Source organism: Pseudomonas sp. B20(2017), from assembly GCF_002113125.1.
Classification (GTDB): domain Bacteria; phylum Pseudomonadota; class Gammaproteobacteria; order Pseudomonadales; family Pseudomonadaceae; genus Aquipseudomonas.
The window spans coordinates 146,770-161,500 of sequence record NZ_NEJP01000008.1; the positions used below are offsets into that span (position 1 = coordinate 146,770).

Here is a 14,731-nt window from a genome sequence, read left to right on the forward strand (position 1 = left end):
ACCGTTTGCGGCCGGTTTTTACGGTGCAAACGCAGCCCCAAAACGGTGCGTTGGTCACGTTGTGCGCGCCGGATTGGGGCCGGGTGTTACTTATTTATACCCACCCCATAGAAGGGGGTTAGACCGAACGGGCTGATCTTGAAATCTGTGACTTCCTTGCGCAGCGGCTGGAACACCGTGGAGTTGGCGATCGGCGTGATCGGCACCTGCTGTTTAAGGATGAGTTGCGCCTGTTGATACAGTTTTACCCGCTGCGATTTGTCGGTGGATACCTTGGCCTGCTGGACCAGCTTGTCATAGGCCGGATCGCACCACTTGGCGTAGTTGCTGCCTTTCACCGCCGCGCAGCTGTAAAGCACCCCCAGCCAGTTGTCCGGGTCGCCGTTGTCACCGGTCCAGCCGTAGATCATCGCGTCGTGCTCGCCGTTCTTGGCGCGCTTGATGTACTCGCCCCATTCGTAACTGACGATGTTGGCCTTGATACCGATCTTCTCCCAATCCTGCTGGATCATCTGTGCCGACATCCGCGCATTCGGGTTCGAGGCGCGCTGCACGGTCATGGCCCAGAGGTTGATGGTTGTACCGGGTGCAACCCCGGCTTCCTTGAGTAGCGCCCTGGCTTTGGCAGGGTCGTGCGGCGCGTCTTTTATGTTCGGATCGAACGACCATTGCGCTGGCGGCAAGGCGTTTTGCGCCAGCTGCCCGGCACTCTGGTAAACCGCTTTGATGATCGCTGGTTTGTCGATGGCCATATCGAGTGCCTGGCGCACTTTGAGCTGATCCAGCGGCGGATGGGTGGTGTTGTAGGCGAGGAAGCCGAGGTTGAAGCCGGCCTGTTTCAACACCCGCAGATTCGGGTCTTTTTCCATCACTTCTATGTCGGCCGGGCGCGGGTAGCCGCTGACCTGGCATTCGCCGGTCTTGAGCTTTTGCAGGCGGACGGCGGCGTCCGGGGTGATCGAGAACACCAGGTTGTCGAGCTTCACGTCTTCGGGTTTCCAGTAGTCCTTGTTCGCTGTGTAGCGGATCTGCGCGTCCTTCTGGTAGCGCTTGAACACGAACGGGCCGGTGCCGACCGGTTTCTGGTTGAGGTCAGCGGCGTGGCCTTCCTTCAACAGTTGGGCGGCGTATTCGGCCGATTGCACCGAGGCGAAGCTCATGGCGAGGTTTTGCACGAACGCGGCGTCGACGTTGTGCAGGTTGAAGCGCACGGTGTTTTCGTCGAGTTTTTCCACGGATTTGATCGTGGTGTTCAGGCCCATGTCGGTGAAGTAGGGGGATTCGGCGGGGTAGGCCTTGCGGAAGGTGTTGTCCGGGTCGAGCAGGCGCTGGAAGGTGAAGAGGACGTCGTCGGCATTGAAGGTTCGGGTCGGGGTGAAGTAGTCGGTGGTGTGGAATTTTACGTTTTGGCGCAGGTGGAAGGTGTATTGGAGGCCGTCCGGGGTTACGTCCCAATTCGTCGCCAGGCCGGGTTCGATTTCGGTGCCGCCACGTTTGAATTGGGTGAGGCGGTTGAAGACGGTTTCGGCGGAGGCGTCGAAGTCGGTGCCGCTGGTGTATTGGCTGGGGTCGAAGCCGGCGGGGCTGGCTTCGGAGCAGTACACCAGGGTTGTTGCTGCGTTTGCGATTGGGGTTATGGCGGTCAGGGCCAGGGTTATTAGAAGTGGTTTTAGGGTGAATCTATGCATGTCTGGCCCGTGGGTTTTGAGGTGGTTGTTGTTTGAGGTTAGCGGGGATTTGAGGGGGTTCGGAAATATCGTTTTTTGAGGGGGTGCGTCTATCTCGGTATATCTGGGGTGATTGTGTACATATCCGTTGCTGCGGTAACGGCCTCTTATGGTTCCGCCCTTACGGCGGGTCACTTTGGCAAACGCCCCAAAGTAACCAAAGGTCTTGGGCCCCGGCGTTCGGCCCCTCGCTGGGGCTCGGGGTTCCTTCGTTCCGGGATTTATCCGGGGGCATCGCCTACGGTTTGCTTCGCTGCACCTCCTCTCGATGCATGCGGCTTCGCCGCACGGTCGCTGCGCTCCCACCCCCGGATAAATCCCTCCACTCAGCCTGCCGAAGGGGCCAAAAGATCAAGAGCTTTACTCGAGCTAACGCTCATCGTGTTGAGTGGTGGAAAGCGGAAAGCGGAAAGCGGAAAGCGGAAAGCGGAAAGCGGAAAGCGGAAAGCGGAAAGCGGAAAGCGGAAAGCGGAAAGCGGAAAGCGGAAAGCAACTGCGGACTGCTTGATCGTTCCCACGCTCCGCGTGGGAATGCAGCCCGGGACGCTCCGCGTTCCATTTTCGAATGTTTAAAGATGTGTGTGATTCACCGAACCTTCCCACAAGGTTTTCAGGTTGTCCGTCGGAAGCACGCTCTCTAGTCTTTGGTTGTCGCAGAAAACTCTGTGATTGGGTGTGAGAACCCAGGCAAGCGAGTGTCATTCGAACGCCAGTCCGACCATAATTGCCGCCAGCATTTCTGCTGCCTGTAATTGATTTATGGCGGCCGTGTGCGGGCAGACTTCGGTCTGGCCGGAATCTCCTTGCCCGGTTTCTCACCCCGCACATAGCTGCCACCTCTTCGCCGCGTGAGAACGGCATTGGGTGGCTTCAAGTCAGCAAGGAGTTAATCAATGAACAAGGTTGTCCCCGATCCACCCCTCGAATCACCCACGCCCCTCGAAGAAGCCATGCGCGCCGAAGACCTCGCCCGCAACCGCGAAGCCATCAAACGCGCCCTCGACTATTACCTGTGCCCCAATCCTTCCAAACCGCGCCCGAGCACGATGTATATGGTCACGCCCAACATCGACACCGAAAGCCTGCTGGCCAACGCCTGCGAGTCACTGGCGTCGGCCAGTACCATCGCGAGCAATTTCGCCAACGAACTCAGCGGCCCGCAGCGCAGTACGGCGCTGGGTATCCAGCAGATCATCATGCTGGCCGAGCTTGCAGTGAACCGCGCGCTGGATCGGGTTGATCCGCAAACCTGACGACACAAATCCCAGGCATAAAAAAACCGGCGATCATCACTGATCGCCGGTTTTTCATTCAGCCGTCACTCAATCACTGCATCAACACTTCAATCGAGCCATCGGCCGTCAAGCTGACCTGGCTGGTGCCGGCTTCGACTTCAGGCGTGACCGGTGCTGCGTCCATGCCGGCGGCTTTCATCATCATCGGGGCGCGCATGTACGGTTGTGGGAAACCGTTGCTGTTGAGGTTCAGGTTGACGATTTTGTAGCCCTTGCCGCCGAGGGCGTCGGTGGCCAGTTGGGCGCGGGCCTTGAAGGCGGTGACGGCTTCTTTCAGCAGTTTGTCTTCGCTCGCCTTGCGGGTCGGGTCGGCGATGGCGAAGTCCATGCCGCCCATTTTCAGGTCGGTCAGCAACTCGCCGGTGAGTTTGGACAGGGCGGCGAAGTCGGCGCTTTCAAGGCGCAGTTCGGCGCGTTCGCGCCAGCCGGTGATTTTCTGGCCTTTGGTGTCGTAGATCGGGTAGCTGTTGCGGCTGCCCTGGCGCAGGGTGATGTCTTTGACTTGCTTGGCCTGGGCGAGGGCCTTGTTCATGGTGGTGCTGACGTCGGCGGCGAGTTTGGCCGGGTCAGTGTTCTGTTCTTCGGTGTAGAGGGTCACGATCATCAGGTCGCGGGCCACTTCCTGGCTGACTTCGGCGCGCAGGGAAATCTGGTTGTAGTGCAGCTCATCGGCGGCCAGGGCCGGAAGGCTGGCGATGCTGCCGACGGTCAGGGCGAGAAGGGCGGCGCTGCGGCGAAATGTGTGCATGAAAGCTCCTTGATGAGGGCGCAGGTGATGGTTCGGGGGCCTGCGTGAAACCATCAGACTCTAGCTTTTATGATCCGGTTCGCCCAGTTACAACTTCTATACAGATGGCCGGCAGCCGCTGCGCAGCCAATCGCGAGCAAGCTCGCTCCCACATTTGGGACGCGTTCCCCTGTGGGAGCGAGCTTGCTCGCGAAGGGGCCCTTATAGCCGCAGAAAATCTTTGCGCCATGTGGTCGTTTGCCGCACTTTCGCCTCTCAAGCCCGCGGCTTGGTTATACTCCGTGCGATCCGCCTGGAGCGCTCATCAGGAGAGCTCATGCTCGCCCCCGTACAACTGACTTCCGCCACTCGCCAGAACCTCTGGCGGCTGACTTTCATCCGCACCCTGGTGCTCGCCGCGCAGGCCGGTTCCGTGGGCCTGGCCTACTGGCTGGATCTGTTGCCGTTGCCGTGGGTGCAACTGGTGATGACCCTCGGCTGTTCGATTCTGCTGTGTGTGTTCACCGCCGTGCGTCTGCGCACTTCGTGGCCGGTCACCGAGCTTGAATACGCGCTGCAACTGGCCTGCGATCTGGTTATCCACAGTGCCTTGCTGTATTTCTCCGGTGGTTCGACCAACCCGTTCGTTTCGTATTATCTGGTGCCGCTGACCATCGCTGCGGTGACGCTGCCCTGGCGTTATTCGGTGGTGCTATCGGGCATTGCGCTGGCCTTGTACACGCTGATGCTGATGCATTTCTATCCGCTGGAAACTCTGCCGGTGGCCCGGGAGAACCTGCAGATCTACGGCATGTGGCTGAGTTTTGCCCTTGCGGCGGCGGTGATTACCTTCTTCGCCGCGCGGATGGCTGAAGAGCTGCGCCGGCAGGAAGAGTTGCGCGCGATCCGCCGGGAGGAAGGCCTGCGCGATCAGCAATTGTTGGCCGTCGCGACTCAGGCCGCCGGTGCCGCCCATGAACTGGGCACACCGCTGGCGACCATGAGCGTGTTGCTCAACGAAATGCAGCAGGATCATCACGATCCGTTGCTTCAGGAAGACCTGAAGGTGCTGAAGGATCAGGTGAAACTCTGCAAGGAGACCCTGCAACAACTGGTGCGCGCCGCCGAAGCCAATCGCCGGATGGCCGTGGAGATGCAGGACGTCACCGAGTGGCTCGACGAAGCGCTCAATCGCTGGCACCTGATGCGCCCGGAAGCCAGTTATCGCTTCCAGCGTCTGGGCCAGGGCCCGCTGCCGCGGGTGGCGCCGCCGCCGGATCTAACCCAGGCCTTGTTGAATCTGTTGAACAACGCCGCCGACGCCTGCCCGGAAAACCTTCAGGTGACCCTGGACTGGACCGCCGAAGACCTGACCATCAGCATTCGCGATCATGGCGCCGGTGTGCCGCTGGCCATCGCCGAGCAGATCGGCAAACCGTTTTTTACCACCAAGGGCAAAGGTTTCGGCCTGGGCCTGTTTTTGAGCAAGGCCAGCGTGACACGCGCCGGCGGCTCAGTGAAACTCTATAGTCATGAGGAAGGCGGCACGCTCACCGAGCTGCGCCTGCCCCACGGCGCCCGAGGAGAGCAACATGAGTGACGAAATCCAAGTCGAAGGCGAAGAACTGCCGCATTTGCTGCTGGTCGATGACGACGCGACCTTCACCCGGGTGATGGCCCGCGCCATGGCCCGCCGTGGTTTCCGCGTCAGCACCGCCGGTTCTGCCGAGGAGGGCCTGACCATCGCCCAGGCCGATCTGCCGGACTACGCCGCGCTGGACCTGAAAATGGACGGCGACTCCGGTCTGGTCTTGCTGCCGAAACTGTTGGAGCTGGACCCGGAAATGCGCGTGGTGATCCTCACCGGTTATTCGAGCATTGCCACCGCGGTCGAAGCGATCAAGCGCGGCGCCTGCAATTACCTGTGCAAACCGGCCGACGCCGACGACGTGCTGGCAGCGCTGCTGTCCGAACACGCCGACCTCGACAGCCTGGTGCCGGAAAACCCGATGTCGGTGGATCGCCTGCAGTGGGAACACATCCAGCGCGTGCTGACCGAGCACGAAGGCAACATCTCTGCCACTGCCCGCGCCCTGGGCATGCACCGCCGCACCCTGCAGCGCAAACTGCAGAAGCGCCCGGTTCGTCGCTGAACCTGCGCTGAACGACCATCGCCAGCCCTCGCGATAAAGCGCACCGATCATCTATGATCGGTGCGTGTCTGTTCTTTTCTTTATCGAGCCTTTTCCATGAATCAGAACGCTGAATATTCCGCGGTCAACGATACTGTGCGCGGGCAGTTTTTTCGCAAGGTGTGGGCCATGACCACGCCTTACTGGCGCAGCGAAGAGAAGGGCAAGGCCTGGACGTTGCTGATCGCCGTGATTGCGCTGACGTTGTTCAGCGTGGCGATCTCGGTGTGGATCAACAGTTGGTACAAGGATTTCTATAACGCTCTGCAAAAGAAAGACGAAGCGGCGTTCTGGCAGTTGATCCTGTATTTCTGCGGCATTGCGGCGGTGGCGATCCTCGGCGCGGTGTATCGCCTGTACCTGACGCAGATGCTGACCATCCGTTGGCGGGCATGGCTCACCGAGAACCATTTCAAGCGCTGGCTCGGGCATAAAAACTATTACCAGCTGGAGCAGGGCGGCTACACCGACAACCCTGACCAGCGGATTTCCGAAGATCTCAACACCTTCACCAGCAACACCTTGAGTCTCGCGTTGGGCCTGATCCGCACGGTGGTCAGCCTGGTGTCGTTCTCGATCATTCTGTGGGGCGTGTCCGGCAGCATCGAAGTGTTCGGCATCGAGATTCCGGGCTACATGTTCTGGTGTGCGCTGCTGTATGCAGCGGTTGGCAGCTGGCTGACACACCTGATCGGTCGGCGCCTGATCGGCCTGAACAACCAACAACAACGCTTCGAAGCGGACCTGCGTTTTTCCATGGTGCGGGTACGTGAGAATGCGGAGAGCATTGCGCTGTACAACGGCGAGCCGAACGAGAATCGTCGTCTGAGCAACCGCTTCGGTCTGGTCTGGCACAACTTCTGGGACATCATGCGGGTGTCCAAGCGCCTGACGTTCTTTACCTCGGGTTACGGCCAGATCGCAATCATCTTCCCGTTCATCGTCGCGGCCCCGCGTTACCTGACCGGCAAGATCGAGCTGGGTGAGCTGATGCAGATCAACTCGGCATTCGGCAACGTGCAGGAGAACTTCAGCTGGTTCATCAACGCTTACGCGGATCTCGCCGCGTGGCGCGCCACGTGTGATCGTCTGCTGAGTTTCCGCCAGGCCATGACCGACAACGAAGAACGTGCGCCGGCCATTGACGTGCAGAATCAGGGCGATGAGCTGAAGGTTCATAACCTCGGCCTCGATCTTGCCGATGGTCGTCATCTGCTGACCAGTGCCGACATGACCGTGGAGCAGGGCGACCGGGTTATGCTCAGTGGTCGTTCCGGCAGCGGTAAATCCACGCTGCTGCGGGCGATGGGCCATTTGTGGCCGGCCGGGCACGGCAGCATCCGCCTGCCGGCTTCGCGTTATCTGTTCCTGCCACAAAAACCGTATCTGCCGATCGGCACCCTGCGCGACGCCTTGAGTTATCCACAACCGGGCGACACCTACGCGCCTGAGCGTTATGCACAAGTGCTGGAGACTTGCCGCTTGCCGCATCTGGTGGCTCGACTGGACGAGGCCAATCACTGGCAGCGCATGCTCTCGCCGGGTGAACAGCAACGTCTGGCCTTCGCCCGCGCGCTGCTCTATGCACCGCAATGGCTGTACATGGACGAAGCGACGTCGGCGATGGATGAAGAAGACGAGGCCACGCTGTATCAGGCGCTGATCGATCAGTTGCCGGGGCTGAGCATTGTCAGCGTTGGTCACCGCAGCAGCCTCAAGCGCTTTCATCCGCGGCATGTGCGAATCGACGGCGGGCATCTTGTCGAGCAGACCGTGACGGCCTGATGTGCACCGTCCTCTGTGGGAGCTTGCTCCCACAGAGGACGGTGATCGTACAACCCGCTTGCGCTATCATGCTTCCCAAGCCGATTTTTCGAGACAAACCCACACCATGGAAAACCCGATCGACACCCCGCGTCTCCCTCGCAAGCGCCGTAGCCTGGCACAGGAACTGGTGACTGTGCTGACCGAGCAAATTCGCGACGGCCTGCTCAAGCGCGGTGACAAGTTGCCCACCGAGTCGGCGATCATGGAAGCCCATGGCGTCAGCCGCACGGTCGTGCGCGAGGCGATTTCCCGGTTGCAGGCGGCAGGGCAGGTGGAAACCCGTCACGGCATCGGCACTTTCGTCCTCGACACGCCGAGCCCGAGCGGTTTTCGTATCGACCCGGCCACTGTGGTGACACTGCGTGATGTATTGGCGGTTCTCGAGCTGCGGATCAGTCTGGAAGTCGAGTCCGCCGGTCTCTCGGCGCAACGCCGCACTCCGGAGCAACTGGCCGCCATGCGTGCTGCCCTCGATGCACTGAATGAAAGTGTCGCCCATGCCAGCGATGCAGTGGCCTCGGACTTCCAGTTCCACCTGCAAATCGCGCTGTCCACCGGCAACCGCTACTTCACCGACATCATGACTCATCTGGGCACCAGCATCATTCCGCGCACGCGGCTGAATTCGGCACGCCTGGCCCATGATGATCAACAGCACTACATGAATCGACTGAGCCGCGAGCACGAGGAAATCTACGACGCCATCGCCCGCCAGGATTCCGATGCCGCCCGCGCGGCCATGCGCCTGCACCTGACCAACAGCCGTGAACGGCTGCGTCAGGCCCATGAAGAGGCGCAGGCGCAGGGTTGAGAAATCAGGCTTCGATGTAGAGTTTCAGTGGTTCCGAACAGGGTTCCATACTGGACTCGTCTGCGAACTTGTAGCGCAGCTCAACAGTGCTGTTCAGGTACTTTTCCAGCTCGAATCTGGGGATGCTCAGTTCTATCCCGGTCAGGCCGACCATGTCATCCAGCGCGTCATCCCAGACGCCGGTCGGTTCCGACAGGCCCTGCCATTCAGGCTCTTCTGGATCATCACCGAGGATCGGATACACATCCCAGTTCGGCGGTGTGTCCTGCCCATCGGGCACCTGAACGATCAAGTCGTCATCCAGCGTCGACAGCCGCAGGATAATCGAGTCGCTGGCGTGGTCGGGAAATTGTGGAAGGTGTGCAGCGGCAAACGTCATGCTTCGTTCTCCTTGAAAGATCTGCCGCGATCCTTCGCGGCAGTCGTCGCACTTTACCCGGCGAATCGGTGAGGCGCGCCGGGGCAATCTTGTCCGGGCATTTCAGCTTCGGGGCAGAATTGAACGATCCACCCTGACCGCCAGTTTGCCCGGGCCGGGCCTGACGTCGAACGTCGCCTGGCCCAGAGAATCCACCGACGCCCGGGCGATAGCCACGCCGTCGCGCAGCAATTGCAGCGGCGCACCTTTCAATGATTGGCCCGAGGCCAGTTCCAGTTTCAATTTAATCGTCATCGAATCGCTCCTTAATTCGTGTTGCCGCTTGGGTGATAGTCCTTTAGCAGCAGGTAAGTGCTCCAGCCCCACCAGTCGTCGACGGTGGCGGTGTCGTTGAGGTTGTTGACGTCCTTGCGCCGCAGCACTTTGTTGCCCTGAAGGCGGAACAGTGGCGAGAAGTTGTTGGCCGGATTCATCACGAAAGCCAGATCCGGTAACCGTTGCAGCGCGTTGAAAGTGGTCGGCACATTGCCGCTGGAATACGCGGTATACACCTCGTCCGCCGAATCCTGTACGGCCTGATTCACCTGATTGCGGTTGTCGGCGTCCGCGGCATCGAAGAAGCGCTTGTCACCGAATGCCCGCCATTGCTCACCATGTCCGTTACGTACCTTGAGACCGAACTTGCTGTCTTCGTCGTGCATAAAGCGAGTGATCAGCGAACCCAGGTCGCTCGGCGTGACTGCTGCGGCCATGGCCTTGCGCGGCACCCGCAAATGCCCGGAGGAGAACAGGTCGGTGAGGTAGTGGTCGGCGAATGCGTTCATCGCGTAGGCCCGTTCCAGTTGCAGTTCGTCTTGACTGGCGTGGGCGGCAGCGGCGGTTTGCAGGGCGGCGGTGTGCCCGGCGATGTAGGCCTGTCGGGCCCATTCGCCGAAGTGGTCGGCGTTGTTCGCTGCCAGTTTCAGGTAGCGACCGAGGGGGAACAGAGCCGAGACGAAACTGCCGCCGCCGGTGATTTTGTTCCACTCTTCCGACAACGTATCTCCTAAAGCGTCATAAGCCTCATGGGGTTGCTTGCCGTCCTTGATCGCCTGTTTAACGGCGTCGATCTCCTTTTGCATGATCGCGAGAATCTGTGTCGCTTCGGCCTTCGAGGCCGGCAGTACGGCGAGGGTGTCGAATGCTGCGGTGAAGCGTTGCAAGCGATCAGCCGGGGTCGCGCCTTCATTGATCGGCCGGTCGACGATTCCGTAGAAATCACCGCCCAGCGCCAGCACCTGGCCGTACGTCAGCACCAACCCGTTCGGCAGATGCAGCGGCACATTTTGCGCAAGTACCGGCTCGGCATTTTCAACGAAGCGCAGCAGGGTGTTATCGCCGATAGCCGTGTGTTCCGCGCCCTCGAAGCGTAATTGCGGTTTGCCTTTCAAGGCTTGAGCGGGCAGGGCGGTCGCAGGTTCGACATCGCTGTGCGAGTCGGCGATATGCAGCAACAGATGCGGATTTTCGGTACTGAAAGCGATGCCGTCGGAGGTGAAAAGATCATCGAACCGGGCGATGACCGGTGTGGTTTTTTCCAGGCATTTTGTTTGTAGACCGGACATTTCTTTCTCCTTGATATGTCATCGGTGAGTTTTTATTTAACTGTATATATATACAGTTAAATCCACTCTAGACGAGAAATTTCCTACGTCAAAAAGAAATCCTGTCTGACAAAAATGCCTGCCAGCGATGAAATGCAGTTGACGGTTATTTTTTAAGTTGTACGATGACCTACAACTTCAGCGAAGGCTGAACGGTCCACTCACAAAAAACGTTGCTACCAGGGTGTTCGAATAATGAATCCACAAGAACTGAAGTCCATCCTCTCCGCCGGCCTGCTGTCGTTCCCGGTGACCGATTTCAATGCTCAGGGCGATTTCAACCGCGCTGGCTACATCAAACGCCTGGAATGGCTGGCCCCGTACGGTGCTTCAGCCCTGTTCGCCGCCGGTGGCACCGGTGAATTCTTCTCTCTGGCTGCCAGCGAATATTCGGAAATCATCAAAACTGCCGTCGACACCTGCGCCAGCAGCGTGCCGATCCTCGCCGGTGTCGGTGGTTCGACCCGCCAGGCCATCGAATACGCTCAGGAAGCCGAGCGTCTGGGCGCCAAAGGTCTGTTGCTGCTGCCGCACTACCTGACCGAAGCCAGCCAGGACGGCGTTGCCGCCCACGTTGAAGCCGTGTGCAAATCGGTCAACATCGGCGTGGTGGTCTACAACCGTAACGTCTGCCGCCTGACCGCGCCGCTGCTGGAACGTCTGGCCGAGCGCTGCCCGAACCTGATCGGTTACAAGGACGGTCTGGGTGATATCGAACTGATGGTGTCGATCCGTCGTCGCCTCGGTGATCGCTTCAGCTACCTCGGTGGTCTGCCGACCGCCGAAGTCTACGCCGCGGCCTACAAGGCCCTGGGCGTGCCGGTCTACTCGTCGGCGGTGTTCAACTTCATCCCGAAAACCGCGATGGATTTCTACCACGCGATTGCCCGCGAAGATCACGCCACCGTCGGCAAGATCATCGACGACTTCTTCCTGCCGTACCTGGACATCCGCAACCGCAAGGCCGGTTACGCCGTGAGCATCGTCAAGGCGGGCGCGAAGATCGCCGGCTATGACGCAGGTCCGGTGCGGGCGCCGCTGACCGACCTGACCCGCGAAGAGTACGAAATGCTCGCCGCGCTGATCGACAAGCAAGGTGCGCAGTAACACAACTCTATAAACAAGGCCGCTGAGCAATCAGCGGCCTTTTGCGTCAGGAGAATGATTCGTGACCAAGCGCTATGACAATTACATCAACGGTGAATGGGTCGCCGGCAACGATTACTCGGTCAACATCAACCCGTCCGAGCTGAGCGACACCATCGGCGACTACGCCAAGGCTGACCTGACTCAGGTCAACGCTGCCATCGACGCCGCACGCGCTGCGTTCCCGGCGTGGTCGACTTCGGGTATTCAGGCCCGTCACGACTCGCTGGACAAAGTCGGTACTGAAATCCTCGCCCGCCGCGAAGAACTCGGCACCCTGCTGGCCCGGGAAGAGGGCAAGACCCTGCCGGAAGCCATCGGTGAAGTGACCCGCGCCGGCAACATCTTCAAGTTCTTCGCGGGTGAATGCCTGCGTCTTTCCGGCGACTACGTGCCGTCGGTGCGCCCGGGCGTCAATGTTGAAGTCACCCGCGAAGCCCTCGGTGTGGTCGGCCTGATCACCCCGTGGAACTTCCCGATCGCCATCCCTTCGTGGAAAATTGCCCCGGCCCTGGCCTACGGCAACTGCGTGGTGTTGAAACCGGCTGATCTGGTGCCGGGTTGCGCCTGGGCGCTGGCCGAAATCATCTCTCGCGCAGGCTTCCCGGCCGGCGTGTTCAACCTGGTGATGGGCAGCGGTCGCGTAGTCGGTGAAGCGCTGGTCAACAGCCCGAAAGTCGACGGCATCAGCTTCACCGGCTCCGTCGGTGTGGGCCGTCAGATCGCCGTCAACTGCGTGTCGCGCCAAGCCAAGGTTCAGTTGGAGATGGGCGGCAAGAACCCGCAGATCATTCTCGACGACGCCGACCTCAAGCAGGCGGTCGAGCTGTCGGTGCAGAGCGCGTTCTACTCCACCGGCCAGCGTTGCACGGCATCGAGCCGAATGATCGTCACCGCCGGGATTCACGACAAGTTCGTCGAAGCCATGGCCGAACGCATGAAGTCGATCAAGGTCGGCCACGCGCTGAAGGCTGGCACCGACATTGGTCCGGTGGTTTCGCAAGCACAGCTTGAACAGGACCTGAAATACATCGACATCGGTCAGTCCGAAGGTGCGCGCGTTGTCAGCGGCGGTGGTCTGGTTACCTGCGACACCGAAGGCTACTTCCTCGCGCCGACCCTGTTTGCCGATAGCGAAGCGTCGATGCGCATCAGCCGCGAAGAGATCTTCGGCCCGGTGGCCAACATCGTCCGCGTGGCGGATTACGAGGCTGCACTGGCCATGGCCAACGACACCGAATTCGGTCTGTCGGCGGGTATCGCCACCACGTCGCTGAAGTACGCCAACCACTTCAAGCGTCATTCCCAGGCCGGGATGGTGATGGTCAACCTGCCGACCGCCGGTGTGGATTACCACGTTCCGTTCGGTGGCCGTAAGGGTTCATCCTATGGCTCACGTGAGCAAGGCCGCTATGCGCAAGAGTTCTACACGGTCGTGAAGACCAGCTACATCGGTTCCTGATCCACGCAATACCTGTGGGAGCTGGCCTGCCAGCGATGGCATCACTGCGGTGTAACTGAAACACCGAGGTGGTTGCATCGCCGGCAGGCCAGCTCCCACAAAAAACCAAAGAAGATTCACCCGCGCATAAAAATAATCAGTGGGAGTACATCTACATGCAATCGTCCAAGCCGACTCACGTCCGCTATTTGATCCTGCTCATGCTGTTTCTGGTGACCACGATCAACTACGCCGACCGCGCCACCATCGCGATCGCCGGCTCCAGTCTGCAAAAAGACCTCGGCATCGACGCGGTCACCCTCGGCTACATCTTCTCTGCATTCGGTTGGGCCTACGTGGCCGGGCAAATTCCCGGTGGCTGGCTGCTCGATCGCTTCGGCTCGAAAAAAGTCTATGCCCTGAGCATCTTCACCTGGTCGCTGTTCACCGTGCTGCAAGGCTTCGTCGGTGAGTTCGGCATGTCCACGGCCGTTGTGGCGCTGTTCATGTTGCGCTTCCTCGTGGGGCTGGCCGAGGCACCTTCGTTCCCAGGCAACGCGCGCATTGTGGCGGCCTGGTTCCCGACCGCGGAACGCGGCACCGCTTCGGCAATCTTCAACTCGGCGCAGTACTTTGCGACGGTGTTGTTCGCGCCGCTGATGGGCTGGATCGTGTTCACCTTCGGCTGGGAGCACGTGTTCATCGTCATGGGCCTGCTCGGCATCGTGTTCTCGCTGGTCTGGCTGAAGGTCATCCACAGCCCGCGCCAACACCCGATGGCCAACGAAGCGGAAGTGAAGTTCATCGCCGACAACGGCGGCATGGTCGACATGGACCAGAAACAAGGCAAAAAGGCTGATGGCCCGAAATGGGATTACATCCGTCAGTTGCTGACCAACCGCATGATGCTGGGCGTGTATCTGGGCCAGTACTGCATCAACGGCATCACCTACTTCTTCCTGACCTGGTTCCCGGTGTATCTGGTGCAGGAACGCGGCATGACCATCCTCAAGGCCGGTTTCATCGCCTCGTTGCCGGCAATCTGCGGCTTTATCGGCGGCGTCCTCGGCGGGGTGATTTCCGATTACCTGCTGCGCAAAGGCCACTCGCTGACCTTCGCCCGCAAGGCGCCGATCATTGCCGGTCTGCTGGTTTCGAGCAGCATCGTGGCGTGCAACTATGTCGACGTTGAATGGATGGTGGTCGGTTTCATGGCCCTGGCGTTCTTCGGCAAAGGCGTGGGTGCGCTGGGCTGGGCGGTGGTGTCCGACACCTCGCCGAAACAGATCGCCGGTCTGAGCGGTGGCCTGTTCAACACCTTCGGCAACATCGCGTCGATCACCACCCCGATCGTCATCGGCTACATCATCAGCTCCACCGGTTCGTTCAAATGGGCGCTGGTGTTTGTCGGTGCCAACGCACTGGTCGCGGTGTTCAGCTACCTGGTGATCGTCGGCCCGATCAAGCGTGTGGTTCTGAAGGAGCCGCCAACCAACGGTGGTTCCGAAGCGGCTGGCAAATTGTCTCAAGCGCATTCCTGAGG

13 protein-coding genes are annotated in these 14,731 nt (G+C 60.1%); 8 read left to right on the forward strand and 5 right to left on the reverse strand.

From position 1 onward, the window contains the following. Nucleotides 1–86: 86 nt before the first annotated feature. Nucleotides 87–1,688, reverse strand: a complete 1,602-nt coding sequence (locus tag CAF63_RS13960) for an ABC transporter substrate-binding protein (protein ID WP_085685675.1) — start codon at nt 1,686–1,688, stop codon at nt 87–89. Between the two features lie 932 nt (nt 1,689–2,620). Here CAF63_RS13960 and CAF63_RS13965 point away from each other — a divergent pair. Further along, nucleotides 2,621–2,980 (forward strand): DUF6124 family protein, encoded by a 360-nt coding sequence (locus CAF63_RS13965; protein ID WP_085685677.1) that lies wholly within the window; start codon nt 2,621–2,623, stop codon nt 2,978–2,980. Between the two features lie 73 nt (nt 2,981–3,053). Here CAF63_RS13965 and CAF63_RS13970 read toward each other — a convergent pair whose 3' ends face one another. Beyond that, nucleotides 3,054–3,770 (reverse strand): SIMPL domain-containing protein, encoded by a 717-nt coding sequence (locus CAF63_RS13970; RefSeq protein ID WP_085608062.1) that lies wholly within the window; start codon nt 3,768–3,770, stop codon nt 3,054–3,056. Between the two features lie 316 nt (nt 3,771–4,086). On the opposite strand from CAF63_RS13970, the gene CAF63_RS13975 reads away from it, so the two are divergent. The 4 genes from CAF63_RS13975 to CAF63_RS13990 all read left to right on the forward strand — a co-directional run bounded on the left by CAF63_RS13975 (nt 4,087) and on the right by CAF63_RS13990 (nt 8,579). Further along, nucleotides 4,087–5,349, forward strand: a complete 1,263-nt coding sequence (locus tag CAF63_RS13975; protein ID WP_085685679.1) for an ATP-binding protein — start codon at nt 4,087–4,089, stop codon at nt 5,347–5,349. After that, nucleotides 5,342–5,902, forward strand: a complete 561-nt coding sequence (locus CAF63_RS13980; protein ID WP_003221630.1) for a response regulator transcription factor — start codon at nt 5,342–5,344, stop codon at nt 5,900–5,902. Before CAF63_RS13975 ends, CAF63_RS13980 begins: the two co-directional genes overlap by 8 nt. Before the next feature lie 96 nt (nt 5,903–5,998). After that, nucleotides 5,999–7,726, forward strand: a complete 1,728-nt coding sequence (locus tag CAF63_RS13985) for an ABC transporter ATP-binding protein/permease (protein ID WP_085685681.1) — start codon at nt 5,999–6,001, stop codon at nt 7,724–7,726. 106 nt (nt 7,727–7,832) lie between these two features. Beyond that, entirely contained in the window at nt 7,833–8,579 is a 747-nt protein-coding gene (locus tag CAF63_RS13990; protein ID WP_085685683.1) for a FadR/GntR family transcriptional regulator, read from the forward strand. A gap of 4 nt (nt 8,580–8,583) precedes the next feature. On the opposite strand, the gene CAF63_RS13995 is transcribed toward CAF63_RS13990, so the two are convergent. The 3 genes from CAF63_RS13995 to CAF63_RS14005 all read right to left on the reverse strand — a co-directional run bounded on the left by CAF63_RS13995 (nt 8,584) and on the right by CAF63_RS14005 (nt 10,562). Beyond that, nucleotides 8,584–8,958, reverse strand: coding sequence for a hypothetical protein (locus tag CAF63_RS13995; protein ID WP_085685685.1), 375 nt, complete (start codon nt 8,956–8,958; stop codon nt 8,584–8,586). Nucleotides 8,959–9,060: 102 nt separating this feature from the next. Beyond that, on the reverse strand, nt 9,061–9,252 hold the full coding sequence (locus tag CAF63_RS14000; RefSeq protein ID WP_085685687.1) for a hypothetical protein: 192 nt from the start codon (nt 9,250–9,252) through the stop codon (nt 9,061–9,063). A gap of 11 nt (nt 9,253–9,263) precedes the next feature. Then, complete coding sequence (locus CAF63_RS14005; RefSeq protein WP_085685689.1) at nt 9,264–10,562, reverse strand: phospholipase; 1,299 nt, start codon at nt 10,560–10,562, stop codon at nt 9,264–9,266. 234 nt (nt 10,563–10,796) lie between these two features. Between CAF63_RS14005 and kdgD the strand changes: the two genes are divergently transcribed. From kdgD to CAF63_RS14020, 3 genes are all read left to right on the forward strand, one after another. Then, complete coding sequence (gene kdgD, locus CAF63_RS14010; RefSeq protein ID WP_007953624.1) at nt 10,797–11,708, forward strand: 5-dehydro-4-deoxyglucarate dehydratase; 912 nt, start codon at nt 10,797–10,799, stop codon at nt 11,706–11,708. 61 nt (nt 11,709–11,769) lie between these two features. Next, complete coding sequence (locus tag CAF63_RS14015) at nt 11,770–13,209, forward strand: aldehyde dehydrogenase family protein (protein WP_085685691.1); 1,440 nt, start codon at nt 11,770–11,772, stop codon at nt 13,207–13,209. 155 nt (nt 13,210–13,364) lie between these two features. Next, on the forward strand, nt 13,365–14,729 hold the full coding sequence (locus CAF63_RS14020; RefSeq protein ID WP_085685693.1) for an MFS transporter: 1,365 nt from the start codon (nt 13,365–13,367) through the stop codon (nt 14,727–14,729). Nucleotides 14,730–14,731 lie beyond the last annotated feature (2 nt).